The 2,207-nt window shown below is 34.1% G+C and carries 2 protein-coding genes; both read left to right on the top strand.

The window, feature by feature from the left end; translation table 11 throughout:
* Nucleotides 1-1,219, top strand: a 1,219-nt coding sequence (locus Q0409_RS00880) for a hypothetical protein (protein ID WP_298534080.1), incomplete at its 5' end; no start/stop codon positions are given.
* 13 nt (nucleotides 1,220-1,232) lie between these two features.
* Nucleotides 1,233-2,105, top strand: a complete 873-nt coding sequence (locus Q0409_RS00875) for a hypothetical protein (RefSeq protein WP_298534078.1) — start codon at nucleotides 1,233-1,235, stop codon at nucleotides 2,103-2,105.
* The last annotated feature ends 102 nt before the right edge of the window (nucleotides 2,106-2,207 follow it).

Genomic DNA, 2,207 nt, shown 5'->3' with positions numbered 1-2,207 from the left:
AAAAAAAGAAATTATTCTTGATGCAATAACAACGGAAATAACCGAAAAGGGTATTAGCGAGTTTGCTGTAATTTCTTTAAATAGTGGTCATGATTATGAAGCACTATTTAAGGTCTATGCTACACCAACAGCAATCTGTAAAGCAATCGAATCCTTAGGAACAAAGCGTGGACGCTCGGTCGATTATTCTATACTATGCTTTTGGTCAAAGGGAGAGCATTTTTCTGTAAGTGTAAAATATAATGGAGTCGAACGTCCAATAACAGATTATATTTTTGATGCAGTGAAAAATCAAATAATGGCTCCCACTACATTTATATATTTAGGAGCTAAATGGAATAAGCAAGCAGATGGGTCTGAGACCTTTGCTGGCGATTCTGAGGGACCTGGCTCAATCATTTCTATGTATAATGAACCATTGTCTGTTTTTGATATCCCTAAAAATGCTCCTCAAGGCCAAGCCTATGAAAAATCCTTGGTAAGTAAGAATGTTATTGGTATTGAAGGAGCAAAAGTGGAAATTATTATTCGACCAGAGGCTCGCCCAGAAGCATCACCTCCTCGTAATAATGAAATTACAGTTAAGCTAACAAAGGAAGGCCTTTCAATTAACTCTGCTCCAGCTATTCAACCAGTTGCCTTTGTTGAATATCTAAACGAAAGACATGCCCTTAAGCAGGATACATACGCACAGTTAGAATATGCAACAGGTGTTTCTTTAACAGATATCTCGGGGATGGCTGCTTTAATAAGTCAATTAGAGGTTAAGGAGTTAATAAAGGTAGAAGCTCCTATAAATCAAATTTATTATAAAGCTTTTCTGCCTCAGGATGCATGGCTAAAACGCTCTGAAAGATTGGCTCAGCCTTTGGAGCTACATCTCACAAAGCAGGCTAATGCTGTCGGTAAAAAGCTTATAGCAATAAAGGAAATTTGGCCAGATAATTCTGAAAGCATCAATCCAATTCTTGAGCAAAAGGAATATGATGTTTCTAATGCAGGGACAATAAAGGATGTAATTGTTCAAGCAGAGGCTTGGAAGCGTGATTTGTCAATAGATGATTCTGTGTTTAAGAATTATATTGCATCAGGTCAGGCTCCACTTCTTGTTTTTGCTCCTATTGATTTAACCTTTGAGGAGCTGAAGCATGAATTGGAACCATTTAAGTCAACTCATAAAAATGTTTTTATTTTTGTAGGAAAGAAAATAATTAATTAGAAAGGAAAGTGTTATGAAAAAATGTTTAATTGCAATATTCTCATCATTATTGCTTGTATGCAATATTAGTGCAAAACCAGTGGAATATGGTTTTATCTCTGTTAAAAGCTTAAATGATTGCTTAAGCAAAATAAATGAGCTTAATACAGATCTTCAACTTGGTGCTGCTGTTTATTCCTTGCCAATGCTGATTTCACAATCCCTTTCAGAGGGCTATTGTGTTCCAGCATTAGATAAGCCTATTGCTGTTTGCTTAATCGCTGATGAAGAACTGGATGTTGAAAATGTCTTTGAGGCTGTTTGCATACCAACAGCATCATCTATGGAAGCAATAGTAAATGAAAAGAAGCTTACTAGTGTTGATGTAGAAAAAAATCTTTATGAGGCAGAAGGTGTTGTTGTAATATTCAAGGATGGATATGCAATTTTCGCTGAAAATCAATCAATTTGTGAATTTGCTGCAGGATGCTTTACTAAAGCATTTAAGGCATCATTCCCAAAGTCGCTTGTAACGGCAAATATTAATTTAATGGTAGAAGATAAGCTATCTTTAGAAAAAGACTTTTCATTTGTCGAAGAAGCTCCTAAAGCTGTTAAACAGGCTTTAACAAGATTTTTAAATTTTTGTATTGAAGTAGCTGCTTCTCAAGAATCAGTAGAAATAGGGCTTGACTACGAAAAAGGCGTCGGATTTGTGCTTGAGTCAAAGTCATATTTTGACAAGACTTCCGAAATGTATAAGAAAAATAAGTCTGTAGATACTGAAATTAAAAGAAAGGATTTGTTAATGATAAATCCTTCTGCAATTGTTTCTTCTAAAATAGCATTTAATGAAACAGAAAAATATGTATATGAAATATTAACTGATTTAAAAGATATTAAGTGATAGTATGCTTGAAAAAATTAATGATATAAATGACATAAAAAAACAAATAACAAAAAATACAAAAGTAATCTCTATAGCACATATCACAAATGTAACAGGTGA

Source organism: uncultured Methanobrevibacter sp. (assembly GCF_937898925.1).
Lineage (GTDB): Archaea > Methanobacteriota > Methanobacteria > Methanobacteriales > Methanobacteriaceae > Methanobrevibacter.
This window is presented reverse-complemented; position numbering and strand designations above follow the sequence as displayed.

Coding starts and splice junctions, on each gene's coding strand:
- Q0409_RS00875 (WP_298534078.1), top strand. CDS start 1,233: ATGAAAAAATGTTTAATTGCAATATTCTCATCATTATTGCTTGTATGC.